This window comes from Nocardioides immobilis (genome assembly GCF_003515065.1).
GTDB classification, from domain to species: Bacteria; Actinomycetota; Actinomycetes; order Propionibacteriales; family Nocardioidaceae; genus Nocardioides; species Nocardioides immobilis.
Genome location: NZ_QXGH01000047.1, coordinates 12,833 through 37,742 on the forward strand (window position 1 = coordinate 12,833; position 24,910 = coordinate 37,742).

At 69.2% G+C, this 24,910-nt stretch carries 19 protein-coding genes; 11 read left to right on the top strand and 8 right to left on the bottom strand.

What is annotated here, in order from left to right:
• The first annotated feature begins 10 nt into the window (after window positions 1-10).
• Together D0Z08_RS29755 and D0Z08_RS29760 are read left to right on the top strand one after the other, a co-directional pair.
• Window positions 11-3,868, top strand: a complete 3,858-nt coding sequence (locus D0Z08_RS29755) for a Pls/PosA family non-ribosomal peptide synthetase (protein ID WP_118928913.1) — start codon at window positions 11-13, stop codon at window positions 3,866-3,868.
• On the top strand, window positions 3,869-5,170 hold the full coding sequence (locus D0Z08_RS29760) for a M1 family metallopeptidase (protein ID WP_118928914.1): 1,302 nt from the start codon (window positions 3,869-3,871) through the stop codon (window positions 5,168-5,170). It begins immediately after the preceding gene.
• Between the two features lie 15 nt (window positions 5,171-5,185).
• Here the strand turns inward: D0Z08_RS29760 and D0Z08_RS29765 are convergent, their stop codons facing one another.
• The gene (locus D0Z08_RS29765; protein ID WP_220454451.1) at window positions 5,186-5,689 is read right to left on the bottom strand and encodes a 4'-phosphopantetheinyl transferase family protein; all 504 of its coding nucleotides are present in this window, start codon (window positions 5,687-5,689) and stop codon (window positions 5,186-5,188) included.
• Window positions 5,690-5,717: 28 nt separating this feature from the next.
• The gene (locus tag D0Z08_RS32810) at window positions 5,718-6,212 is read right to left on the bottom strand and encodes a helix-turn-helix domain-containing protein (protein ID WP_220454455.1); all 495 of its coding nucleotides are present in this window, start codon (window positions 6,210-6,212) and stop codon (window positions 5,718-5,720) included.
• Here D0Z08_RS32810 and D0Z08_RS29775 point away from each other — a divergent pair.
• Entirely contained in the window at window positions 6,202-7,458 is a 1,257-nt protein-coding gene (locus tag D0Z08_RS29775) for a lipase family protein (RefSeq protein ID WP_182481580.1), read from the top strand. The genes D0Z08_RS32810 and D0Z08_RS29775 overlap by 11 nt on opposite strands.
• Before the next feature lie 137 nt (window positions 7,459-7,595).
• Here D0Z08_RS29775 and D0Z08_RS29780 read toward each other — a convergent pair whose 3' ends face one another.
• Window positions 7,596-9,116 carry a CYTH and CHAD domain-containing protein gene (locus tag D0Z08_RS29780; protein WP_118928916.1) on the bottom strand — a complete coding sequence of 507 codons (1,521 nt, stop codon included), beginning with the start codon at window positions 9,114-9,116 and terminating at the stop codon, window positions 7,596-7,598.
• Between the two features lie 889 nt (window positions 9,117-10,005).
• On the opposite strand from D0Z08_RS29780, the gene D0Z08_RS29790 reads away from it, so the two are divergent.
• From D0Z08_RS29790 to D0Z08_RS29800, 3 genes are all read left to right on the top strand, one after another.
• Window positions 10,006-10,434 carry an NUDIX hydrolase gene (locus D0Z08_RS29790; RefSeq protein WP_118928918.1) on the top strand — a complete coding sequence of 143 codons (429 nt, stop codon included), beginning with the start codon at window positions 10,006-10,008 and terminating at the stop codon, window positions 10,432-10,434.
• A 290-nt stretch (window positions 10,435-10,724) separates the two neighbouring features.
• On the top strand, window positions 10,725-11,054 hold the full coding sequence (locus D0Z08_RS29795; RefSeq protein WP_118928919.1) for a hypothetical protein: 330 nt from the start codon (window positions 10,725-10,727) through the stop codon (window positions 11,052-11,054).
• A gap of 433 nt (window positions 11,055-11,487) precedes the next feature.
• Entirely contained in the window at window positions 11,488-11,922 is a 435-nt protein-coding gene (locus D0Z08_RS29800) for a VOC family protein (protein ID WP_220454453.1), read from the top strand.
• A 300-nt stretch (window positions 11,923-12,222) separates the two neighbouring features.
• Here D0Z08_RS29800 and D0Z08_RS29805 read toward each other — a convergent pair whose 3' ends face one another.
• On the bottom strand, window positions 12,223-14,004 hold the full coding sequence (locus D0Z08_RS29805; protein WP_118928920.1) for a vWA domain-containing protein: 1,782 nt from the start codon (window positions 14,002-14,004) through the stop codon (window positions 12,223-12,225).
• 150 nt (window positions 14,005-14,154) lie between these two features.
• Here D0Z08_RS29805 and D0Z08_RS29810 point away from each other — a divergent pair, with 150 nt between their 5' ends.
• Entirely contained in the window at window positions 14,155-15,375 is a 1,221-nt protein-coding gene (locus tag D0Z08_RS29810) for a HupE/UreJ family protein (protein WP_182481581.1), read from the top strand.
• A 52-nt stretch (window positions 15,376-15,427) separates the two neighbouring features.
• Here the strand turns inward: D0Z08_RS29810 and D0Z08_RS29815 are convergent, their stop codons facing one another.
• Together D0Z08_RS29815 and D0Z08_RS29820 are read right to left on the bottom strand one after the other, a co-directional pair.
• Window positions 15,428-16,807: a CBM96 family carbohydrate-binding protein gene (locus D0Z08_RS29815; RefSeq protein WP_118928921.1), complete on the bottom strand. Its 1,380-nt coding sequence runs from the start codon at window positions 16,805-16,807 to the stop codon at window positions 15,428-15,430.
• A 217-nt stretch (window positions 16,808-17,024) separates the two neighbouring features.
• Window positions 17,025-18,419, bottom strand: a complete 1,395-nt coding sequence (locus D0Z08_RS29820; protein ID WP_118928922.1) for a CBM96 family carbohydrate-binding protein — start codon at window positions 18,417-18,419, stop codon at window positions 17,025-17,027.
• A gap of 257 nt (window positions 18,420-18,676) precedes the next feature.
• On the opposite strand from D0Z08_RS29820, the gene D0Z08_RS29825 reads away from it, so the two are divergent.
• Both D0Z08_RS29825 and D0Z08_RS29830 read left to right on the top strand, forming a co-directional pair.
• Window positions 18,677-19,912, top strand: coding sequence for an MFS transporter (locus tag D0Z08_RS29825; protein ID WP_118928923.1), 1,236 nt, complete (start codon window positions 18,677-18,679; stop codon window positions 19,910-19,912).
• Window positions 19,909-20,883, top strand: a complete 975-nt coding sequence (locus D0Z08_RS29830) for a TolB family protein (protein ID WP_118928924.1) — start codon at window positions 19,909-19,911, stop codon at window positions 20,881-20,883. Before D0Z08_RS29825 ends, D0Z08_RS29830 begins: the two co-directional genes overlap by 4 nt.
• 234 nt (window positions 20,884-21,117) lie before the next feature.
• On the opposite strand, the gene D0Z08_RS29835 is transcribed toward D0Z08_RS29830, so the two are convergent.
• Window positions 21,118-21,927, bottom strand: coding sequence for an ABC transporter permease (locus D0Z08_RS29835; RefSeq protein WP_118928925.1), 810 nt, complete (start codon window positions 21,925-21,927; stop codon window positions 21,118-21,120).
• Window positions 21,924-22,943: an ATP-binding cassette domain-containing protein gene (locus D0Z08_RS29840; protein WP_245994647.1), complete on the bottom strand. Its 1,020-nt coding sequence runs from the start codon at window positions 22,941-22,943 to the stop codon at window positions 21,924-21,926. Before D0Z08_RS29840 ends, D0Z08_RS29835 begins: the two co-directional genes overlap by 4 nt.
• A gap of 446 nt (window positions 22,944-23,389) precedes the next feature.
• Here D0Z08_RS29840 and D0Z08_RS32480 point away from each other — a divergent pair, with 446 nt between their 5' ends.
• Window positions 23,390-23,533: a hypothetical protein gene (locus tag D0Z08_RS32480; RefSeq protein WP_182481582.1), complete on the top strand. Its 144-nt coding sequence runs from the start codon at window positions 23,390-23,392 to the stop codon at window positions 23,531-23,533.
• Window positions 23,534-23,536: 3 nt separating this feature from the next.
• On the top strand, window positions 23,537-24,583 hold the full coding sequence (locus D0Z08_RS29845; RefSeq protein ID WP_147381583.1) for a hypothetical protein: 1,047 nt from the start codon (window positions 23,537-23,539) through the stop codon (window positions 24,581-24,583).
• Window positions 24,584-24,910: the final 327 nt, after the last annotated feature.

The window sequence follows — 24,910 nt, forward strand, 5'->3', positions numbered from 1 at the left end:
CTCTGCGCCCGTGACGGTCAGCGCCCAGCCAAACCTGCAGAGATCCCCATGGGCGGCTGCCCCTCGAACACTCCTGGACGTCTTCGCTGAGGCGGCCCAGGCCTGCCCGGAGGCGCTCGCGCTGGACAGCGGCGTGGAGGTGCTGACGTACGCCGAGCTCGCTGAAGCCGCCTGGGAGCTGGCTGGCCGGCTGGCGGAGGCCGGTGTGGTCCGCGGCGACAAGGTGGGGGTGCGGATCAGGTCGGGCACCACCGAGCTGTACGTCGGGATTCTCGGCGCGCTCCACGCCGGAGCCGCCTACGTCCCCGTCGACGCAGACGACCCGGACGAGCGCGCGCGGATGGTGTTCGCCGAGGCGCGCGTGGCGGCGGTGATCGGCAACGGCCTCGCGATCGAGACGACGCCCCACCTCAGCCGAACCCTGAGCGAGGACGGCGCCGACCACAGGCCGCCGACCGACGACGATGCCTGGGTCATCTTCACCTCCGGCTCCACGGGCACTCCGAAAGGTGTCGCCGTCACCCACCGCAACGCTGCTGCCTTTGTCGATGCCGAGGCCCGGCTGTTCCTCCAGCAGGACCCGATCGGCTCATCCGACCGGGTGATGGCCGGTCTCTCCGTGGCGTTCGACGCGAGCTGCGAGGAGATGTGGCTGGCCTGGGCCTACGGCGCCTGTCTGGTGCCCGCGCCGCGCTCACTGGTCCGCTCCGGCGTCGACGTCGGGCCCTGGCTGGTGGCCAACGACATCACCGTTGTGTCCACGGTGCCGACCCTGGTGTCGTTGTGGCCACCGGAGAGCCTGGCCCGGGTCCGGCTCCTCATCCTGGGCGGGGAGGCGTGCCCGCCCGAGCTCGCCGAGCGCCTGCAGGCTCCCGGCCGTGAGGTCTGGAACACCTACGGTCCGACCGAGGCCACCGTGGTGGCCTGCGGTGCACTGCTCGACGGCACCAGCCCGGTCCGGATCGGGCTGCCCCTGGACGGGTGGGACCTTGCGGTCGTCGACGCCGACGGCGTCCCGGTGGCGGAGGGTGAGACGGGTGAGCTGATCATCGGCGGTGTCGGCTTGGCGCGCTACCTGGATCCTGCCAAGGATGCCGAGAAGTACGCCCCGATGCCGACGCTCGGTTGGTCTCGTGCCTACCGGTCGGGCGATCTGGTCCGCAACGACGCCGCTGGCCTGGTCTTCCTCGGGCGCGCGGACGACCAGATCAAGCTTGGCGGCCGGCGGATCGAGCTCGGCGAGATCGACGAGCAGCTGCTGCGCCTGCCCGGGGTGGTCGGTGGGGCCACCGCGGTGCGGGCGAGCAAGTCGGGCAACCGGCTCCTCGTCGGCTACCTCACGGTCGGCGAGGAGTACGACGGCCAGGTCGCGCTCGAGCTGTTGCGCCATCGGCTCCCCGCGGCCCTGGTGCCGCGACTTGCCGTCCTCGAGACGCTGCCGACGCGCACGTCGGGCAAGGTCGACCGTGACGCACTGCCGTGGCCGCTGCCCAAGGACCGGGTCAGCGTGGGCCTGCACGGCGTGCATGCCTGGATAGCAGAGATCTGGCACGACGTGCTCGGCGCTGACGTCACCCGGCCCTCCGACGACTTCTTCGACTTCGGGGGCGGCTCGCTGACCGGGGCCCAGGTGGTCGGCCGGCTGCGGGAGCGGTATCCCGAGATCACCGTGGGTGACCTCTACGAGCACCCGACCGTCGCAACCCTGGCCGCCGTGCTGGAGCAGCGCGGCGGCTCGGGGTCCCGCAGCGTCCGCGAGGTGATGCCGATCCCACGCAAGACGCAGGCCGGTCAACTGTTCGCCCTGGTGCCGCTGCGAGCCTTGGCCGCTGCCCGTTGGGCGACCTGGCTCATGCTGGGCAGCAACCTCGCCGAACCGTGGCTCCCCTATCTGGCGACCTACCCGTGGTGGCTGGTCCTCCCCCTCGCGGCGGCGCTGCTCCTTCCGCCGGGACGGATGACCGTGGCCGCTGTCCTGGCCCGGGCAGTGCTGCGTGGCCTCGAGCCCGGCACCTACCCGCGGGGTGGGAAGGTGCATCTGCGGATCTGGCTGGCGGAGCGGATCCAGGACGAGCTGGCAGCCGCCGGTCTCGGTGGCGCGCCGTGGTTCCGCTACTACGCGCGGCTCCTCGGGGCCGACGTCGCGAAGGGCGTGGACCTGCACACCCTTCCGCCGGTCACCGGCTTCCTGGAGGTCGGCGAGGGCGCGGCCGTGGAGCCCGAGGTCGACCTCCGCGGGTTCTGGATCGACGGCGACCGTGTCCACGTGGGCCGTCTGCGTGTCGGCGCCGGTGCCCGGATCGGTGCCCGCAGCACCTTGGCGCCGGGCGCGTCCGTCGGCCGCGAGGCCGAGGTCGCTCCCGGATCGCTGGTGACCGGAGAGATCCCCGGCGAGGAGTTCTGGTCCGGGGCTCCTGCCGAGCGGGTCCACCGCCACGCACGTGGTCCGTGGTCCGCCGTACCGCCGCCGCGGGCGTCGCTCTGGTTCGGCATGTACGCAGTGATGTCGCTGCTGGTCGCTTCGCTGCCCGGGCTCGGTCTGCTGGCCGGGCTCGGCGTGCTGTTCACGGTCGTGGACGATGCGGGCTCACTGGGGGAAGCCGTGAGGACGGCCCTGCCATGGATCCCGGCAGCCGCGATCGTCGGCTACCTGGTCCTCGGCATGCTGGTGCTGACGCTGGTGCGGCTGCTCGCGCTCGGCATGCAGTCGGGGCCCCACCCGGTGCGGTCGGCGCAGGGCGTGAGGATCTGGGGAACGCTGCGCGTCCTCGATGAGGCACGGACCTGGCTGTTCCCGCTCTACTCCAGCGCGCTGACCCCGTGGTGGCTTCGGCTGCTGGGCGCCGACATCGGCAAGGGCGTCGAAGCCTCGACGGTGCTGCTGATCCCGAAGTTCACCCGCGTCAACGACCATGCGTTCCTCGCTGACGACACTCTCATCGGCTGCTACGAGCTCGGGGGCGGTTGGATCCGCGTGGAGCAGGTGAAGATCGGCAAGCGCGCCTTCATCGGCAACTCGGGGATGGCAGCTCCCGGGCGAAAGGTGCCCAAGGCGTCGCTGGTGGCCGTCCTGTCCGCGGTGCCTGCCCGGGCCAAGGCCAAAGCCGGTGTGTCGTGGGTGGGGAGCCCGCCGACCAGCCTGCGGCGCAACGCGGGAGACGCCGAGGACACCCGCACCTATCACCCGTCCAAGCGGCTGCACGCGCTGCGCGGGCTCGTGGAGACCGGCCGGCTGGTGCCGATGCTGCTCGGAGTCCTGCTCGGCGCGACTGTCGCGGTGTCTCTCTTGGCGCTGCTCGCGATCCATCCGCTGGCCGCTCTCGCGTTGGGCGGTCCGGTGATGCTCGCTGCAGGCGTGGTTGCGGCGCTGGTCACCGTGGCAGCGAAGTGGCTGCTGGTGGGTCGACATCGGCGCGGCGAGCACCCGCTGTGGTCGGGCTTCGTGTGGCGCAACGAGCTGGCCGACACCTTCACCGAGGTGATCGCCGCCCCTTGGTTCGCCTCCATCACCCAGGGAACGGTCGCGCTCAACGTGTGGCTGCGGCTGCTCGGGGCTCGTATCGGCCACGGCGTGTGGTGCGACACCTACTGGCTCCCGGAAACCGACCTGGTCGTCCTCGAGGACGGCGCCACCGTCAACACCGGCTGCGTGGTCCAGACCCACCTCTTCCACGACCGCGTGCTCAGCCTGGACACCGTGGCGCTGAAGGCCGGCGCCACCCTGGGACCGAACAGCGTTATCCTGCCGGCCGCGACGATCGGTCCCCATGCCACAGTGGGCCCGGCGTCCTTGGTGATGCGTGGGGAGGCCGTCCCCAGCAGGACCCGCTGGCTGGGGAACCCGATCGGGCCCTGGGAGGAGAACTGAGTGCGAGGCACCGATCCCTACGTCCCGGGCCATGGCGACGGGTCCTACGGCGTCACCCACTATGACCTCACGCTGAGCTACCGGCCCGCCGGGAACCGGATCGATGGACTGGCCGTGCTCGCCTGCGTCGCCCACGAGGAGGTCACCGCGCTCTCCTTAGACCTGCATCACCTGCGAGTCGCGAAGGTGTCGGTGAGCCGTGGCGGAGCCGTCCGCTCCACCCACCGGTCCGGCGCCGTTCGTGTCACCCTGTCGAGCCCGATCGCCGCCGGTGAGGAGTTCACGGTCACGGTCAAGTACTCCGGCAGCCCAGTCCCCGTCCCGTCCCCATCGCTCGGCGAGGCAGGTTGGGAGGAGCTCGAGGACGGCGCCATCGTGGCCGCCCAGCCCCACGGCGCTCCGAGCTGGTTCCCCTGCAATGACCGCCCCGACGACAAGGCGACGTACTCCATCACCGTCTCGGCGCCGCAGGAGTACCACGTCGCCGTCAGCGGGGAGCTTGTCTCCAGCACGCGCGGTGGTTCGACGGTGACCTGGGCCTACGAGCAGCGTTCGCCGATGGCGACCTACCTCGCAACGGTGCAGATCGGCCGGTACGTCGTCAGGCAACAGCCTGCGGAGGTGCCGATGCGGGTCGTCATACCGCCGGACCTGCGCGGCGCTGGTTTTGATGCGTCCTTCGGTCGGCAACCGGAGATGATGGCCTTCTTCGTCGACCGGTTCGGGCCCTACCCCTTCCCGTCCTACACCGTGGTGATCACCGACGACGACCTGGAGATCCCGCTGGAGTCTCAGTCGTTGTCGACGTTCGGGCGCAATTTCGCGCGGGACGACTGGGACGCGATCCGTCTGGTCGCCCACGAGCTTGCGCATCAGTGGTTCGGCAACGCGGTCACCCTCCGCCAGTGGCGGGACATCTGGCTGCACGAGGGCTTCGCGTGCTACGCAGAGTGGCTGTGGTCCGAGGAGTCCGGCGGACAGACGGCTGCGGAGTGGGCCGAGCACCACCACCAGAAGCTGTCCGATCTCCCCCAGGACCTCCTGCTCGGTGATCCGGGCCCCGATCTGATGTTCGACGACCGGGTCTACAAGCGCGGGGCGCTCACCCTCCATGCGCTGCGCCTGCGGATCGGCGAGGACGCGTTCTTCGACGTGCTCCGGGCCTGGGTGGCCAGGCACAAGGGCGGGAGCGTGGACACCGCGGACTTCGTGAGCCTCTGCGACCGAATCAGTGGAGAATCGCTCATCGACTTGTTCGAGAGCTGGCTGGGCAAGGCGGAGCTGCCTTCCCTGTCGGCCTGAGCGCGCCGCCCGGCGCTACAGCAGGGCCAGCGCCGCGACCAGTCCCCGGGGCGCCTCCAGCTCACGGAGATCACCCTCGAACTCCGCCAGTCGCAGGCCGCTCATCGGTTCGGCGAGTCCCACGCCGTGGGCCTTGAGGATCGCTTCCTTCGCCACCCAGAGTCGGACGAATTCCGCCGCCGACGTGACGACCTCGCCCATTGCCAGCGCGTCTGCCAGCGGCCACGCGGGGACAGCCACCTCGAGCGATTCCACGTCCACCCCCACCGGACGTGAGAATGACATCGCTGTGAGCAGATGTCCGGCGGAACGCGACCACGAAACATGCACGGGCTGATCGCCGACCCGGGCCCATGGCCGACCATGCCCACTACCGCCGCACTGACCACAGAGCCGACCGACCATGACATTCCGTACGCCGTACAGTCGGCGCAACTCCTCCCGCACAAGCGAGGCGGCGTCAAAGACGTCGCTGTGCCAACGGACCACCAGCCCGGGCGAAGCCACCGCTGCGTCCACGAGCCAAGGCTAGTCACGGGGCGGCACGTCAGGGTAGGGCGGTCGAGCGCCGAACCGAGGGGATCGGAGGCAACGCACGCTCGATATCCTCAACACGGATCCGGATCACTCGTCGCCCGCAACGGTAGCCGGGGATGGTGCCGTCGGCGATCCTGCGGCGGAGCGTCTTGACTGACACCGCCATCAGCTCCTGCTCCTGAAGCCCCCGCGGACCAATCCGGGTCGTGGCGTGCTGGGCCACCCAGCCGATGATCTGCTCCGCCGCCCGAGTCTGCGCTTCGTCGTACGCCGCCGAGATCTCCGGATCTAGCGCCGCCGCGAGCGGCCAAGTCTTCGGACCCGTCGCGGCCGTCGGTCGCCGATTGAGGACCGCGGCCAGGATCAACGAGGAAATGCCGAGCTCAGGGTGCTGCGCCCGGCGGCGTCGCGTCGAGGTGACCGGGGGGCGAACAGTTCGCAGATTGATCGACGCGGGTGCTGCGCGGACGACATCAACGCGCAAGCCTGGAGGCATGGTCTTCATCAACAGCAGCGTCGGCCCGTCCTTCGAGGCCGTGCACCCCACTCGCGCCGCGGCACCCGGCATCCGCTTCCCCGTGTACGACGACCTCACCGACCGGCTGGTCAAACCCGAGACCGACCCCGCGACGGGTGAGCCGGACCCGTTGACCGCGCACGTCCTCGCCGTGGCCGCGGGCTACGCGTACTCCGATGGCCAGACGGTCGCGGAGATGATGACCCGGCTCGGCATGGAGAAGTGCACGTGCCTGACGGTCACGTTCCGCAACGACACGATGTTCGTGGCGGCGACCGCCCACGTCATCCAAAGCGAGGACGGCCGGGTGGTCGTGGTCGCCTTCCGCGGCACCGAGCCGGTCAACCTGATCAACTGGCTCACCGACGTCGACACTGCCCAGCAGAAGGTGCGGTTGGACGAGGACGCGCCGATCGACGTACACCCCGGCTTCTATCGCAACATCCGCGCGATCCGTTACAAGCTCCGCAAGGCATTGCTCCTGGCGCTCGCGGGCAAGCCGGTCGACGGCAACCTCGACACGCCCACGGACCGGGCGCCGATGGAGGCGCTGTACCTGACCGGGCACAGCCTCGGCGGAGCAATGGCGGCGCTGCTGGCGCTCCTGGTGCGGCGTGACGAGGAAGACGAGGCGTCGTTCGGCGGGGTGCTCTCGGCGGTCTACACCTACGGCCAACCGATGGTCGGCTCTCCCGCCCTGGCCGCCGCATGCGATGCCGACCCGCGGCTCGGCGGACGGTTGTTCCGCTACGTCTACGAGGGTGACCCGATCCCGGGAATGCCATCGCGCGACACCGGCCGCTGGGGCCACTTCGGGCGGGAGCGCCAGCACGTCACCGGCCTCGGCGACGCGGGGTGGCAGCAGAGCACCTCCAACGTCGGCCAGATCCGGTTCGCCGGGCAGATGGCAGTCGCGTTCGGCTCGCTCGCGCTCTCCCAACTGCTGGTGCTGCAGCGGATCCCGGTCCTGTACCGGATCGACGACCACCGGCCGCAGCACTACATCGAGAAACTGGCCCCCGAGGGGGCGGTCAGCGAGTTCGGCGACCGCGTGTACGCCCTTGCTCCGACGCCGGCTCTCCGGCTGCGCCGCACCATTGAGCACTGGGGCCGTCGGCTGACCTCGGTCCGCCCGCCCAGCCGGCTCACCAACGCCCAGCCCCCTGCGGACCAGACCTCGTCCAACCACCGGCTTGACCAGCCCGAAGAACGCGGGATCGAGGCAGCCCAGTAACACGGCGTCGCCGGCGGGCGACGTCCACACCGGCGCCACAGATGTCAACCTTGCCGGCCTGGATGACGCATGAGCGCGTCCAGGTCAGGGCGCTTGAGCACACGTGCGCCACTGATCAGCGCAAGGGCGCTCGAGGTTCAGGCCAGCCACCGGAGCACCTTCTTGCGCCTGGCCTTCCGCCAAACTTTCTCGAATCGTGCCTCGCTCTCGTCGGCTGCTTCCTGTTCGCGGGAGTGGATGACACCGAGTGTGAAGGCGTTGTGCCCACGTGTCGTCTCGTTTGCAGCGAGCTGCTGGAGTTCGTCCATGCTGACGATCGCGTCGTTCAGGTTGCCCAGCGTCGTCTGGACCTTCTTGACGGCTTTGACGAAGCGCTTCGCGTCGGTCCCGTAGATCGGTATCAGTGGCTCCGCGGCGTACCGGGCGCGCTTGGCCGCCTTCCGCGCGTCGTGCAGGCCGCGCTGCCGGGCCTCGGCGTCGGGAGCACCTTCGGCGCTGGCGACCGCGGCTCCCAGGCGCTTCCAGTCGTGCCGCACCCGTTTGCGGAGCGCATCCACTTTGCGGTCGTCGTCGCCCGGAGCCCAAGCAGGCTCGGCGGCGAGAAGGTCCATCTCGTCCACCAGCGCGGCGTACCTCGTGGACCTCAACTCCAGCACCAGACGGTCGTGGTTATCGCGGTAGCGAGTCGCCAGCTGGTCCTGGGTCGAGGCGATAGTGGCTTGATCGAGAAGGCGCGGGTCTTCGCCTTCGGCCAGGTCCCCGATCCGATCGTGCAGGACCTCAGCATCCCGGGCGTCGCCCAGGAGGGATCCCAGCCACTTCAGCTCGGCTCTCAACGGCTCGGTCCGGTCGCGGTCGAACATCGGCCGGAACGTCGCCAGCGCGCTCCGCAGCCGCCGTCCGGCGACCCGCATCTGGTGGACCGAGTCGTCGACGTCTCGTCGCACCAGGACGTCCCACCGCAACAACTGGGTGACCTGATCTTGGAGGCGAGCCCGTACGACGTCGCGGGCGGGGTGAGGTGTCCCGCCCTCGTCGGCGGGTTCGCCCACGCCGGCGAGTCCGCGCTCCCCAAGCGCCCGGGCCAGCTTCGAAGCGTTGGCCGCGGCCAGGGCTCCCGCGGTCTCGAACCTCCGGGAGACCCGCTGCAGCAGAGCCGGCTCACCACCGACCAGCTCGACCTCCCACTCGCGCCATGCCGTCGCACGGTCACCGGGTGTCCGCCGCTCGGCGAGCACCCGGTCGTCGGCGATTTCGGCGAGCACCGAACCCCCAGCATCGCGCAACCGATGCACCACACGACTGGTCCGGATCGTGACTAGCGGCGCCAGTTGTTGTCCTCGCACGACACCTGCGAGCGCATCCATGAGGGCTCCGGGTGGTGCTTGGTCGGGCGTGGACGGCTCGTGCGCCTCGTGCCGCGCCCCGACCACGGGCACTTTCAGGTGCCACCCGGCGTCATCGCCACCGGCGCGCCGCCGCAAGGTGATGCCCAGCCGAGCCAGCCGCAGGTCGTCGGTGTCGAAGTAGTCCGCCACGAGGTCCTGACTCACCGGCGGATCGACAGTATCGACCCCCGCGAGGTCCTCGAACGACGGCAGCGCCGACTCCGCCGAGACGGAGTACTTGGCCTCGATCTCCACGTGGTCGCGCCCCACGTCTCACTTTGTACTCCTTCATGGTGAACGTCGACTTGCTCCGGGACGCGGGCGGAAGGCGGGTGGGGAGCCCGGGCGGGTGAAACGAGGGTGGTTGCCCGCCTTACCGTCGTCGAAGCGCTCGGTGAGGCAGCGCACCCCGGTTGATCCGACCAAGAGCGCGGCATCAATGGCCGACCTGCAGCAGCGACGCCGTTGCGGGCGATCGTGCCGTGCCTGCACCCCCGGCCGGACCCGGAGGAGACGCCGATGGCGCCGCCGCGGCTCTATTGTCTGGTCGCTGAGCACTCCGGCGCCCGGTTCGTGGCTCGGATCCCCGGCCTCGATGACCAGCTGGGCATCTATCCCGACGAACTTTCCCGGTCACCCTCGCCGACGCCGACGGTCCGGCCGGATCGCCCGCGGCCGCTTTAGGTGTCCACCCGTTCCATGCGCAACGCGGCTTCGTCGAGTATCGCGACGGCCCGATGCCGGGCCGACCACGATTCTGCGTCCACCTCGACGGGGGAGTGCTGTATGGCGACTCCGATGATCCGCAACCCCGTCGAGTTGTCCAGGCCATGCCTCTTGAGGAACGGCCAAATACTCCGGATTAGGTCTTCCGGCGTGGCGCCGGAGTCCGCTTGCGCGACAGCCAGGACCGCGACCGCGGTCGCTACTTGCTCGATGGGCGCCGGGCCTCCCGTCATGTCGGCCACCCTGACCAATGCCAGCCAACCAAGTGCTCAACCGAACTGACGCGATGGACATATCACGATGAACACTTAGGTCGCCGCCAGTCGAGGAACATCCGAGCTTCGGCGTCAGCATCATGCACGTTCGCCCGGTGTTCGCGCGACGTTCGGCGTGGCGAAACCGATGTCCTCCGTGCAGGTGTTAGCCAAGAAGCATGGCCCAAGGAATACAGGCAGCCGGTGGGGTTGTCTGGCGCCCGGCAAACACGTCGGCCGGTGTGGAGATCGCATTGATCCACCGCACGCGGCAGCGTGACTGGAGCCTGCCCAAGGGCAAGGCACACGCCGGCGAGCTGCCCGTCGAGACCGCGCTGCGCGAGGTCCTGGAGGAGACCGGTCACCACGCCGAGGTCGGTCCATTCCTGGGTGCCGTCACCTATCACAAGCGAGGGATGCTGAAGGTGGTCCGGTACTGGTCCATGGAGGCCACCGGCGGGTCTTTCGTCGCCAACCGTGAGACCGATGACCTCCTGTGGCTCCCTCCCAAGGCTGCATGTCGACTGATGTCGGCGCGCAACACCGAGGTCGTCGGCTGGTTCCGTCGGCTCCGGCTCGCCGAGCGGAAGGTTCAGGTCACCACGTAAGCGCGGAACCTCGACCTTCAGTACAGGGCGAGCTCGACCAGCGTGGTCGGCACTCCGGTCTGATCCACGTCCTCACCGTCGACGTACGCCCTGGGCACGAAGCCGAAGTCGCGGCAACGTAGGAGGTGACCTACGCGCCGTCAGGGTCGACTGGGCAAGCGCCCGATTAAATCGCCGGAGACGAACCGGGGCACCGCTTTCAACCGAGACCGCAGACCACGCAAGAGCGACAGACAGCCCTGGGGCGACTAGTAGTTGAGAGTTCAATTTTTGCTCGCTATCCTCACGCCGTGTACGAGGACGAGGTCTTGGCCCGCATCTTCCGCCGACTCCTCTCCGACACCGAGGTCGTCTGCGAGGTTCGCGGGGATCTGTTGAGCATCCGAGGCGAGCTCAAGCTCGACCCCGACGAGCGCCGGGCGCTCCCCAGCACCGTCGGCAACCTCGCCGTGGCTCGACAAGCCGATCAGTTGCGCGCCAAGATCACCAGTCTCCAGCGGACTGCCGACCACCTCCGTGCCGGCCGCTCGAGCCGATGGCGAGCCGACGCGGACAAGCTCGAGGAGAAGGCACAGCAGCACCAGGCTGAACTCGACCGGTTGCTCGACGACCTGAAGTAGGTCTCCCGCAGCCTTCTGTCCGCTTGGCTGACAGGCTCGAGCGGCAGCACGTGGGCCACGAGTGCTGGCCGGAGGTTATGGGTCGAAGTTGGATTCGCCGACGTGGGATCACTTGAAGTTGCCGTTTCAAGCATCGTTGTGCGCGGGGCGAGCCTTCGCTAGACATAGATCTGACGAGGCGCCCGGAGGTACTCGCTTACGCAGCCGAGTGCTCCCGCGCGCCTCGTCATTCCGCGGAGGCGACGGCCCGCGCCACGCACGGGCCGAGGTGCGTCCGTCGCGACCGGGCCCGTGTTGAAGGCGACGCCGTTGGTGCTCGGTCAGACGCTTTGCGTGTTGCGTGGCGGCTTTGGCGGAGGACGCGCGGGCGGGACCGAATCCCTCGAAGGCGCGTCCTGTCTCCGCGAGCCAAGTTGCTTGGGTTGAGGAGGCCATGCCGCTGGCCGGGCAAGATGAACTCATGGAGGTCCTCAGCAGCCGAATTCTCCTACGCCCGTCAGACCTCGCACGCAGTCACCGGTTCTACCGAGACACGCTGGGTCTGGCCATCTATCGGGAGTTTGGCAGCCCGGACGCCCCCGGCCTGGTGTTCTTCGTCGGCAACAGCCTCCTCGAGGTCAGCGGTCAGACAATGGACCCGCGCGGACAAGGGATCGCGTTGTGGATGCAGATCCGTAATGTGCACGCGCAGCATCGGCGTCTGTTGGATGCCGGTGTGTCCATTCTCCGCGAACCTCGACGAGAGCCGTGGGGACTCCTGGAGCTGTGGATCGAGGACCCGGACCAGATTCCTATCGTCATGGTCGAGATCCCCGAGGACCATCCGCTCCGGCGAGACCAACGCAGCATTCCCGCCCACGAGGAATGAGTGCTCCTCGGGGTGCAGCCTCCTGTCCGACGTTCGGATCGATTCGCAATTCTGGTCCCTTGGGACTGCTGCACGGATCGGTGCCATCTGACCTACATCGACAAACGGGCACCCAACAGGGGCAGTGTGCAGGTTCACGCTCAAACCGCATCTGCGGACCTCGCCCGCAATGTGGCACAGGGAGGGTGCAAGCAGGCAAACACTCGGCGGCGCTACGCACCTGGGTCTCAGATCAGAAGAGGTGCCCGCCGCCGGGGCCAGCGGACAGCACGGCAAGTCCCGTACCCCCGGGTCCCCCGGTCACGCATCGGTGGCATCGGAATGGCGGGTCGCGAACCAGGCGCCCGCACCGACAGCGAGGCCCGCGATCAGGGCCAATGTCGCGATCCACCAGGGGAAGCCACTGTCGCCGGTCTCATCGGCAGCGCTCGTGGGGGAATCGTCGCCAGCCAGTTCCCCGCGGTACCCGGGCCGAGGCTGCTCCGTGCCGGGCACATCGACGCCGAGCACGAAGGGTACGTCCACCCGCGGCACGTCGTAGCCGGCATCAACACTGACCACGACGAAGTAGTCGCCGGCGACGTTGGCCGCTGCGACCGCCGCGTCGGTCGAACTCCGGTTGCCGTAGGCGACGGGCGCGGTGTCTGCGTCGATGAGAGCCTCACTTCGTGCTCCGAAGTCTGCACCCTGCGGTGCGACCACCGTGGCCCGGTTGGGGCTGATGACGCTGATCCGTGCTGTCATCCGGCCATCGACCGATTTCGGGAAACGCGCTGCGGCGCTCAGGCGCTGACCCCAGCCGACGGGAACGCGGAAGATCTGCGTCTCACCGGGGACGATCGCGACCTTGTGGGTGCCGACGGCCAGTTGCGGGGCGAGGCTGAACGCGGGCGCCCCGATCTGGAGATCGCCGGTGGGCGACGACAGGTCAGGCGGAGGCAGGTCGTCCTTTGACGCGATCGGCGTCAGGTGCTCGTCGGGGGCCGGGGCCTCCTCGGCGGCGTAGATCTCCACTTGTGCAGCCGGCAGGTCCTGGTCGCCGATGCGCCGGACCACGAAGGTGACCGTATCTGCGTCGAGGCACTCCAGATCGGGCTTGGTGAGAGCGGGAACGGGCGCGTACGCAGACAGGACTGCATCGGTGCCGGTCTCGCCGTGGTCCTCGCCAGCCCCGCAGGACTTGTCGCCGACGAACGCCTCGATCTGCAGCCCATCGCTGCGTGTGGGAGCGTCGGCGCCGCCGCGGACTCGAAGCGACGCGTGCAGATGGAGCGTCGACGAGGCCAGGACGCGCTCGAAGGTGTACCAGTGCTCGTCACTGTCGGAGCCGGGCCCGCCGAGGGTGTCGAACCACGTGCCGGAACGGACCTCCGTCGCCTGGTCGCGCTCGTCGCCGCCGGCGACCGCACTGCCGCCGCCCAGGTAGATCTGAGTGGCGCGGCTGACCGTCGTGCCGAGTGCTGTCTCGAGCTGGTCGGCGCCGTGGGCGTCGCGGTAGGTGCCACCGCCCGCGTCGGCGATGCGCATGAGGGTACGACGGTGCGTGCCGGCAACGTCGAGGCCGACGACGTGCACCCGGAGATCGGGATCGCCCTGGGTGATCCGCGCCGCTACGGCGTAGGGGTCGACATCGCAGGTCGGCGCCGCGTGCGTCACCAGGATGATCGCGCGCGGCCCCGTGGGCCCGAGCTCGTCGCGCGCCTGCTCGAGTGCAGGTCCGATCGGGCTGGCGCCACGCGAGGGCGGCAGGTCAAGCGCCGTACTTAGCTGCTCGTGGTTGCCGACCTTCGGCTCGACGAGCACACGAGAGTCGTCGCAGCGTCGCGCCGCGTCCCGGGAACCACTGGAGCCGTAGACCTGGACGCCGACCTCCTCGCGCGGGCCGAGGGTCGCCGCTGCGGCGCGGACGGCACGATGCGCTGCCTCCATGCGCGTGACTCCCCCGTCGGTCGTCTCGAACATCGACGCCGAGGCGTCGACCACGAGCATCACCTTGGTGGAGTGGTCGCCGTCCGCCTGGGCCGCCGGAACGTCGGCGACGACCGCGAGGGCGAGGAGGGCAAGGGCAATCAGTCGACGCATGGGAACTCCCAGGGTTGGCTGGCTAGCGCGGACACTATGGCAGGCACCAAGCGGGCTCCACCGGCCGGGTCGACAGGCGCATCCGACGGTCGCGCGCCGTTGGCCGACTGGTCATTCGGCGGCCAGGTGGCGGCCTTAGCGTGCGCCGCGATGCGCACTCTCGTGAGGGTCTTCGCCCTGGCCGTCCTTGTCCTCGCGCTCGCCCCGTCCGCGGCGAGTGCGCACGCGATGGACCTCAGCAAGGTCCGACTCGTGCTCGAGGGCGGCACCGTCCACGGCACCACGGAGATCGCCGTCCCGGCGTTGCAGCAGGTGCTGGGCAGTGACTTCACCGCCGCCGACCACGACGAACTGGCGTCGTACCTGCGCGAGCACATCGCTGCGGGCACCGACGCCGGCGCGTGGCCGCTGACCATCGGTGCGATGACCACCCGCGAGGCCGACGGCATGACCTGGGTCACGACGGCGTTCGCCTTCGATACGGGCTCCGCCGGCACCGGCGACTTCCTGTTCGAGTACGACGCGGTGATCGAGGCCGTCGCCAAGCACGAGGCCGAGGTCGTGGTGACTGATGGCTCCGGCGACACCGTCGTGGCCGGCGTGATCACCGACATGATCCCCGCCGTCACCATCCACCACGAGGCCTCGACCGGCATCGGCGCGATGATCGGCCAGGGGTTTCGGCACGTGCTCGAGGGTGCCGACCACCTGCTCTTCCTGATGACGCTGTTGATAACCGCGCCGTTGATCGCGGTGGGTCGTCGCTGGGCGGGCCGACGCGCGCTGCGCGGATCACTGTGGGCGGTGCTCCGCGTGGCCACGGCGTTCACGATCGGGCACTCGCTCACGCTGATCGCCGCAGCCATGCAGTGGGTCCAGCTTCCCTCGCGCCCCATCGAGGTGCTGATCGCGGTCTCGGTCGGCATTGCCGCAGTCCATGCGATCCGACCGCTGGCCCGCGGCGGCGAGGACCTCATCGCAGCAGGGTTTGGCCTGGTACACGGGCTCGCGTTTGCCGGGATCCTCGCGGACCTCGGCCTCGACGGGTCGGCGTCGTGGCCGGCGCTGCTGGGGTTCAACCTCGGCATCGAGCTGGCTCAGCTGACGGTGATCGCTCTGGTCTTCCCGTCGCTGTACGCGATCTCGACGACCCGGTGGTACCCGACGGTCCGGAGCGTCGGCGCCGCGTGCATCCTGGTCGCTGCGCTCGGGTGGGCGCTCGACCGGCTGGGGGTGCTGGTTAACCCGCTGGCGCCGCTGGAGACCGCCGCAGTGACGCACCCGTGGGCCCTCGTGGCCGCCCTCGCGACACTGGCCGTCGCCGCGGTCGGCCGGGAGCGTCTGGCACCCGAGGCGATCCCCGCCGCCTGACAAATGCCGAGGGCCCCGGCTGGATGCCGGGACCCTCTGGGTCGTGCGGGTGTCAGTGGCAGGCCGTCGTACCGCTGTCGCGGAAGGTCTTGCCTGCCTCCGGGATGAACTCCCAGTCGTAGCTGGAGGCCTTCAGGGTGAACTTCAGGACGCCGTACGTGTCGCTGTTGCGGGCCTCGCTGTTGGCCGCGATCGACGTGAAGTTGTAGTGGCTGCGGCCACCGGCACCGTTCACGAAGTGGCGGATGCCGCGGGCCGTGTCGACCTGACCGCTCGGGTTCATCGGGGCGAACCGCTCGTAGTTGTGGTTGTGGCCCGTGATCACGACGTCGGCGTTGTAGTCGTACAGCGCCTGGAACAGCGGGCGCATCGCGGTGTCGGGCGAGTGGCTGCCCGACGTGAACAGCGGGCTGTGCCACATCGCGATCGTGCACAGCTTCGTGTTCGCGGCCAGGTCCTGGCGCAGCCAGGTCTCCTGCGGCGACCCCGCCGAGGTGCTGACCTCGGAGTTCAGCGAGATGACGTGCCAGTCGCCGATGTCCTTGGAGAACCAGCCGTTGCGGTTCGGGCCGGCCAGTGCCCCGAAGTAGTCGAAGTAGCCCGAGGCACCGCTGGTGCCGTACTCGTGGTTGCCCGGCGCCGGGATGGTGCGGTTCTTGAACTGGCCCCAGGTCGGGTGGTACCAGGTGTTGTACTCGGTCAGCGTGCCGCTGTCGTAGGCATTGTCACCGGCCGCCCACACCGTGGCGGTGCTGGGGAGCGCGCTGATCAGCGCCGCGGTGGCGCTGTCGCCCGAGCCCGAGCCCGCGATGTCACCGGCACCGACGAAGATCTCGCCACTCGGGTCCGGGGGCGGGGTCGTCGAGGTGGTGATCACCAGCTGCGGGGGGTTGGCCGACTCGCGCGAGTCGAAGATGGCGTCGTCGGCGTTGTTCGAGATGCCGGCGATCGAGTAGGTCCCGTTGCCGGTGATGCCGGCCGTCACGTCGAGCTCGACCCAGGTGTTGGCCGTGACCTTGCCGACGCTGGCGATGACGGCGCCATCGATGGCCGGCTGGTTGCTCCAGGTCAGGCCGGTCTCGCTCCAGGCCGTGTTCGAGGTGAGCTGGAGGGAACCTGCGTTCTTCGAGCCGCCGTTGCTGGCGACGTGCAGGCGCAGGGTGGCGCTGGCGACGGGCTCGGTCAGGCCCGAGACGGTGAACTTGGTGAAGGAACGAGCCGCCGGTGTGCGGTCCACGGTGACCGTCGTGGCCGTGCCGTAGTTGGTCCTCGGGTTGGTCTCCGTGACGTAGGTGTCGGACGCCGGAGCGACGGTGACAACGGCAGCGGTGGCGCCGGGGGCCGTGTACGTGACGAGCGCAGCGGTGACGAGCGCGCCGGTGACGATTGCGGCGCCGCCGGACACGGCAAGACGTTTGTGACGAGACTGCATGCTTTCCTGCCTATCGGGTGAGTTCCGGACCTGGACGAAGAAGCAGTGGCGAACTGAGCCGCCGGTGACGCTAGGGGATCCGGGGCGCGCGGCGGCCCACCCCCGAATGAACGCGCAGTGACCATCGCCCCTGTCGTCGTGAACCCCCGTCGCAGCACGCAACTGGCCCCGGCCGCATCAGCGACCGGGGCCAGTTGGCAGGTGGATCAGCGATGGATCAGTGGCATGCGGTGGTGCCGCTGTCGGTGTACGTCTTGCCCGCCTCGGGGACGAACTGCCAGTCGTAGCTGTTCGAGTGCAGCGTGAACTTCAGGACGCCGTAGGTGTCGCTGTTACGTGCCTGGCTGTTGGCAGCCGTGGTGGTGAAGTTGTAGTGGCTCGAACCACCGGCACCGTTGACGAAGTGACGGATACCGCGGACGTTGTCGACCGCACCGCTCGGCGTCATCGGGGCGAACCGCTCGTAGTTGTGGTTGTGACCCGTTACGACCACGTCAGCGTTGTAGTCGTACAGCGCCTGGAACAGCGGCCTGACCGAGCTGTCCGGACCGTGGCTGCCGGAGGTGAACAGCGGGCTGTGCCACATCGCCAGGGTGCACGGCTTGGTGTTCGCGGCGAGGTCCTGGCGAAGCCAGGTCTCCTGCGGCGAACCGGCGGCCATGTTGACCTCGGAGTTCAGTGAGATGATGTGCCAGTTGCCGAGGTCCTTGGAGAACCAGCCGTTCCGGTTCGGGCCGGCCAGCGCACCGAAGTAGTCGAAGTAACCCGAGGCGCCGGTGGTGTGGTACTCGTGATTGCCCGGTGCCGGGATCGTGCGGCTCTTGAACGCGCCCCACGACGGGTGGTAGTTCGTGTTGTAGTTCGCCAGGGTGCCGTCCGGGTACGCGTTGTCGCCAGCGGCGAACACCGTCGCGCTGGAGGGCATGGCGCTGATCAGCGCCGCGGTGGCGTTGTCGCCCGAACCGGTGCTCGCGATGTCGCCGGCGCCGACGAGGATCGGGTCCGTGCCCGGGGGCGGCGGCGGGGGCGGCTCGGTGCCCGTGGTGATCACCAGCTGCGGGTCGAGCGAGGTCTCGCGTGAGTCGAAGTCGGCGCCATTGCTGCTGGCCGAGAGGCCGCCGATCGAGATGACCCCACTCGCCGGGATCAGCCCCGTGACGTCGATCTCGTACCACGTGTTGATGGCGACCGAGCCGAGCGTGCCCAGAGTCGCGCCGTCGATGGCCGGCTTGTTGTTGTAGGTCACGCCGGTCTCGGACCAGCTCGTGTTCGACATCAGCTTCCAGGTGCCGCCGCTGGTCGACTCGGCGCCGGCCGCGTTCTTGACGTGGAGACGGAGCTTGGCGCTGGTGATGGTGCCGCTGACGCCGGTGATGTTGAACTTCATGAAGGTCTGCTGGACCTCCGAGGCATCCACGCCGAGGGTCGAGCTGGTGCCGTAGTTGGTGCTCGCGGCGTTGCTCTGGACGCGCGCGTCGGCGGTGGGCGTGAGGGTGACGGTGGCGGCGGACGCGCTGGGCGCCGTGAGGGCCATGAGGCCGCCGGCGGCAAGCGCCGCGGTGACGAGTGAGGCGCCGGCGGTAAGGGCCAGACGCTGGATACGAGACTCCATGGGTTTCCTGTCGTGAGTGCCGAGGAGTGGAACCGATGAGGAGGCTAGGGCGGGGCGGGGTGGCGATGGTCGTCTGCGCCGTGAACGCGGGGTGATGTTCTTGCGCCGATGCGTGAACCGTCGGACCGCGGCGTGAGCGCGACCTCGGCCGGGTCGACCTGGTCGACGTACGTGGGTCCTGCTGTTCACTCGCCGGACGTTGCTCCGCCAGGGTCAGGCCGCGCGCAGGTCGCCGGTCAGCGACACGGTCAAGCCCCGTGTACCTGACCACGGTGACCAAGCCGACCAACGTCGACCCGGTTCGTGGCCGGGTCGCGGGGAACGTGGTGGCGCTCGGCGCCGTCAGCCTGATCACGGACATCTCCTCGGAGATGGTCGCGGCGATCCTGCCCGTCTTCCTCTTCCTCAACCTGCACCTGTCGCCGGCGGCCTTCGGCGCGATCGACGGGATCTACACCGGCGCGACGGCCCTGTTGCGGCTGGTGGGCGGATACATCGCCGACCGCACCCAGCAGCGCAAGCTGGTCGCCGGCATCGGTTACGGCCTCTCGGCACTGATGAAGCCCGCCCTGCTGCTGGCCGGGCGTTCCGCGGCCGCGATCGGTGCGGTGATCGCGATCGACCGCGCGGGCAAGGGACTGCGCACCGCTCCCCGGGATGCGTTGATCACGCTGTCGTCCCCGCCCGAGTCGCTGGGTCGCGCGTTCGGCGTACACCGCGCGATGGACAGCACCGGCGCCTTCCTCGGGCCCTTGGTCGCGATGGCGGTGCTGGCGCTGACCGCCGAGTCCTTCGACGCCGTATTCGTCAGCAGCTTCTGCATCGCGATGTTCGGCGTCCTGGTGCTCGTGCTGTTCGTCCGCGACCACCGCGATCGCCTGGACGACGCACCGCGGGTGGACTTCAGCCAGGTGGGAGGAATGGTCGCCTCGCCGGCGATCCTGCGCCTGCTGATCGCCTCGTGCATCCTCGGTCTGGTCACGATCGGTGACGGCTTCGTCTACCTCGTGCTGCAGGGCCGGGAAGACCTGAGCATCGCCTGGTTCCCGATGCTCTCGGTCGGCACGATGGTCGTGTACATGCTGCTGGCCGTCCCGCTCGGCTCGCTGGGCGACCGGATCGGGCTCCGCACTGTGATGATGGGTGGCTACGTCGCGCTCGGACTGGTCTACCTGCTGCTGGTCGGGCCGATCCACGGCGTACTCTCCCTCGTCCTGGCGGTCGTCCTGTACGGCACCTTCTACGCCGCGACGAACGGCGTGCTGATCGCGCTCGCCGGCCCGGTCATCCCCGAGCACCTGCGCACCACGGGCATCGCCTTGATCCAGACCGGTCAGGCGCTGGCCTACCTGGTCTCCTCCATCGCGTTCGGTGTGGCCTGGGGCGTGTGGGGTCCGGTGGCCGCCTGCAAAGTGTCCGCGGCAGCCGTGGTACTCGCGATCGCAGCCAGCCTGTTCCTGCTCCGCCGTACTCCGGAAAGGGTCTCTGCATGATCGACCGACTCAGCCTTCGGGCACGCATGCTGATCGCGGCCGCCGGCGCCGTGCTGCTCGTCATCGCTGCCGTCGCGTACATCGTGGCGGTACGCGACGCGGACGAGCTGGCGCCCACGTCCGGCCAGCCAATGATCGACGGGCCGCGGATGCTGGTCGTCTCGGAGCGGAAGCTGGCGACGATCTCGGCCACGGACATGACGTCCTCCCGCCACATCCACGACGTCGACTGCGTCCGGTCGTACGCCGCCGCGGACACCAGCGTCTGCATGCGCCCCAAGGACGCCTGGACGCACACGCTGGTCACGATGACCGGACAGCTCGAGGACACCCACGAGTACAAGCTGCCCGGCGTGCCGAGCCGAGCGAGGGTCTCCGACTCAGGCCGCATGGTCTCGTGGACGACGTTCGTCGGCGGAGACTCGTACACGAGCAGCGGGATGTCGACCCGCACCGGCGTCATCGACACCCAGACGGGCGACTACCTGCCGAGCATCGAGCACTTCAGCGTCACGCTCGACGGCAAGCCCTACCAGGCGGCCGACGTCAACTACTGGGGTGTCTCGTTCGCCGACGACGACAACACTTTCTACGCGACCCTGGCCACCGGCGGTGAGCGCTACCTGGTTCGCGGCGACTTCAACGCCGAGACCGTCGAGACCCTCGCGACCAACGTCGAATGCCCCTCGATCTCCCCCGACGGCACACGACTCGCGTTCAAGCAGGCCATCGACAACGACCCGCAGAAGGGCTGGCGCATCTCAGTGCTCGAGCTGAGCACGATGGAGATCACGAACCTCAGCGAGACACGCAGCATCGACGACCAGCCCGCGTGGCTCGACAACGAGACAGTGGCCTACACGTTCCGCGCTGCTGACGGCGTGCCGTCCGTATGGTCCGTCCCGGCCAACGGCACCGGCACCCCCAGGAAGCTCGCCGACAACGCCGAGTCGCCAGCGCCGCTGCCGTGATCAGCGCGGACCAGGTTGAGATACGAGCCTCGCCGCGCGCGCGCGCACACAGGATCTGCGTTGCCCCTCCGCATCTGCGTGGCCGCCATGCCCACCACATCTCCATAGTCGAAACACATTCGCCTCCTGGCCGAGACCCGCGATGGTCCAAGCCGATAGATATGAGTACCAACGACAACGACAACGACCACGTCCACCTGCGCCGTGTTCATCGAGGGCGAGGCTGCGATTGGCTCACGTCCGTGTTCGGTAGAGGTGCGTCGTGAGTGGCGCGAACAAGGCCGTGAGCAGCGCGGCCGTTCCCAGCACCACGGCTATGTCGGCCGACTCGACATTGCCCTCCATCAACCCGCGTGAGGCGGAGGCGAGGATGGAGATCGGGTTCGCGTCGACGAACGCCTTCAGCGGACCGGGCAGCGTCTCCGGGTCGACGAACACGTTGCTGAGGAACGTCAGCGGAAAGATGCCCGTGAAGCCCGCGTTCATGACCGCGTTGGGCGACCGAAGCAGCAGACCGAGCGTCGTGAACACCCACGAGAGTGCGAACGCGAACACGATCACCAGGGCCAGGGCCAGGACCACGCCGCCGACGCCAGCGCCGGGGCGGTAGCCGAGGGCCACGCCCAGCACGACGATGACCGTGCCGGCGACCAGGTAGCGCAGGCTGTCGCCGAGCAGCGCACCCACCAGCGGCGCGGGCCGCCAGATCGGGAGCGAACGGAACCGGTCGACCACTCCCTTGGTCAGGTCCGTGTTCAGCGACACTCCCGAGTACACGGTGGTGAACAGCACCGACATGACGAGGATGCCGGGCAGGATGTAGTCGAGGTACTCGGCGGTCGACCCGGCGATGGCCCCGCCGAACAGGTACGTGAACATCAGCACGAACAGCACGGGCGTCAGCGTGACGTCCATCAGTTGCTCCGGTACGTGCTTGACCTTGAGCATCCCCCGCCAGCCGAAGGTAAGCGATGCAGACAGCGCACTGGGGCGCCGGGGACGCGGCGCCGTGGCAAGAACGTTGTGCAGCCTGGCCTCGGTCATGCCAGTTCCTCCTCCGCGATCTCGGCTTCCTCCGTCTGGTCATCGGCCGGGTGACCCGTGAGCGCGAGGAACACCTCGTCGAGGCTCGGCTGGCCCAGCGAGAACGACGCGACGCGGACCCCGGCGCGCGACAGTTCCGCGACCGCCTCGGCCGCGCGGTTACCGTCAGCGCACGGCGCGGACAGCGCGGCAGGGTCGGGCTCCAGGTGGACCGTCGACAACTCGCGCGCGAGCAATCGCTCGGCCACCGGCCGCTGGTCCGGGTCGAGCAGTCGTACGTGAAGCGCGCCCGAGCCGATCGAGGCCTTGAGCTGGCTCGGCGTGCCCTCGGCGATCACCCGTCCGTGGTCGATGACCGCGATCCCGTCGGCAAGCTGGTCGGCCTCGTCCAGGTACTGCGTGCACAACAGGATCGTGGTTCCCTCCGCGGCGAGTGCCCGTACGATGTCCCACACCTGGTTGCGGGAGCGCGGGTCCAGCCCGGTCGTCGGCTCGTCGAGGAACATCACCTCCCGGGTGACCACGATGCTGGCCGCGATATCGAGCCTGCGGCGCATCCCCCCGGAGTAATGCTTGACCAGCCGGCCGGATGCATCGGCGAGGCCGAAGGCGTCCAGCAGGTCGGCGGCGCGGTCCTTGGCGACACGCCACTTCAGCCCGAGGAGTCGGCCGAGCAGGACCAGGTTCTCCCGACCAGTCAGCTCCTCGTCGACGGACGCCATCTGCCCGGTGAGGCTCACCAGCCCACGCACTTCGTCGGCCTCGGCCACGACGTCGTGGCCGAGCACCCGCGCCGACCCAGCATCCGGGCGGAGCAACGTCGCCAGCATGCGAATCGTGGTCGTCTTCCCGGCGCCGTTCGGCCCGAGCACGCCGTAGACCGACCCGGCGCGCACGGCCAGGTCCACGCCGTCCACGGCGCGGGTGCCCCCGAAGGACTTGACCAGGCCCGACGTCTCGATCGCCAGGTCGGTTCGACTCATGCTGGTGAGACCGCGTGGCTGCTCGAAACTCATCGCTCCATCTCCTGTTTCGTGCCTACCCACCGAGGACCGCCACCTTCCACTCGTCCGCACGTGACCCGGTCTGCCACCAACCGTAGGAGTTGAAGGCCGCTTGAAGTCAACACCCCAGCAAGCCGCGGCAGGCGGGCGCACCCGTCAGCCGATCATGGGCCGGCCACGAACTCAGCACACGCTGGAGCAAGGTCCGGTCCTCCTGTGACCGGTTGAGTCGGCCCAGCCCAATTGCCGCGAGACCGACAGGGGTCACATCTACACTTCCGCGCCCAAACGCCGCCTATGACCTGTCAAGTCGTTGGCCTCCGCCCCAGGGTCAACTGACGGGTCCTCGGACGACCAACACGGGCAGTGCGCATTTCTAGGCTCAAACCGCGTCTGCGGCTCTCGCCGGACAACTTGCAATAGGGAGAGGGCAAGCCGCAGCCGAGTGAGAACTCGAAGTGGATCGGCTCGGAGCCGACGACTTCTCCAACCTCGTCCTGCTGCGCGCCGCCGGAGTGATGGGCATCGTCTTGGGGGCCGACGGTGGCTACCTGGCCGAGCGGCTGCAGGCCTACGCCGCCACCGGCGGCCTGCCCGTCTGACCGATGCCGGCACCCGTGGCGATCGTGGCCCGCTGGCGCCCGGTCACGATCGCGTGGGGCCGCTACTTCCTGTACTCCTCGTGTCACAGACGCAGTGATGCGATGCTGTGCGGCGTGGCACTGCACGACGAGCTCGCGGCCCTCCGGGCCCAGGTCGGGCCCCAGGTATTCGACGATCCGGTCGCGTTCCGCGCGGCGTTCGACGACTTCGTCCCCGAGGGCTCGGCGTCGACCGGCGAGATCAGCCTGCTCGTCGGCGCGGTCGCGACCGGCGCATTGCAGCGGCTCTCCGAGCAGATCGCCCTCGGCGCGGACCCGGAGACGTCGATCGCGAGCCAGGGCGACCTGTTGGCCCGGGATCGCGGCACCACCGAGTCCGCGGGCGCCCGCTGGGCCCTCTCCGTCCTCGCCCATGCGACGGGCGCGATCCCGGCCGAGATGGTGCCCATCCTGCCGAGACCTGCCCCCGACGCGGCGGCCGACCCCGGGCCGACCCAGGGTCTCGCCGATGTGACACGCGTCGTCAGCACGGAGCCGCCCGACCGACCGTCCCCACCGACCGCGCCGTCCGAGCCGTCCCGGCGCGGCGTCAACCCCCTGCTCGTCGCGGCCGTCGTGGTGCTGGCGCTCGTCGCGGGCACCGCCGTCGCGCTGCTGTTCCTCCGCGACGACGTCCCGGACGACGCCGCCGACGACCGCTCCGACACGTCCAGCGAGGCCGCCGGCCCGGACGGGGAGGTGCTCGACCAGATCGACCTCACCGAAGCCGGGAGGATGGCGCAGGTCCAGCTGGTGCGGAGCGGAACGGAGGTCGACCTGGTGCTGCTCGTGGAAGCCGACGGCGCGTACACCGAGGTCGACCGCAAGGAAGCTGCCTGCCCCTACACCGACGATGCCTACAACCCACGGATCGAGAACGTAGGCGACCAGGAGATCGTCTGGGCATGGCAGATTCGAGGCAGCGACAGTGGCTTCAGCGAGGAGGGCCGGGTACAGGTCGCCGAGGAGCTGCTCATCCCGTTCGGGATCGGCGAGGAGCCTTGCCCCTAGTAACGTCGAGTTGTGAGCGACACCGGCGAATTCCGCGGTGCACCGAGAGCCGCGTCCTTCGCAGCGTCACCACCCAACACTGCAGCGCATCGGATTCGGGCTCGGCAGCCACGCTCGGCCCCCGAGCCTGTCTGGACCTGAAGGCGCGCCGTGCCGTGGACAGAGGTCGGACAGTCCCGGGCAAGCCCGCTGTCCGAAGGTCGTGACATCGCAAGAGACCACGACCACGGAGGCGGTGAGAGCGATGAACTCGATCCCGACGACCATCAACAAGGCTTCGCAGAGGCGCGCGCGCCGGGACGACGCCCCGCCGGTCTGCTGGTGCGG